The 246-nt window shown below is 53.3% G+C and carries 1 protein-coding gene; it reads left to right on the forward strand.

Annotated elements, in window-relative coordinates; genetic code table 11:
- The coding region (locus tag ICN39_RS11325) for an IS3 family transposase (protein WP_216234165.1) at positions 1-246 on the forward strand (246 nt) is incomplete at both ends.

Consider the following 246-nt stretch of genomic DNA (forward strand, 5'->3'; position numbering starts at 1 on the left):
AGCAATATCCTCGCTATGGCGCCAGACGGATTCGGATCTTTTTAAGACGGGATGGTCTTGTTCTAGGTCGCGATCGGACGGCGCGCATCTGGGCTGGAGCTGGCCTACAGGTGCCCGCTAAAAGGACGCGCAAGCGTTACCGTAGTCAAAATCGACAACCGTATGTAGCAACTGGGCCCAATGAGGTTTGGGCTTACGACTTTGTCTTTGATGCTTGTGCCAACGGGCAAAAGCTCAAGTGCTTAA

This window comes from Polynucleobacter sp. AP-Reno-20A-A9, from assembly GCF_018882085.1.
Taxonomy (GTDB): domain Bacteria; phylum Pseudomonadota; class Gammaproteobacteria; order Burkholderiales; family Burkholderiaceae; genus Polynucleobacter.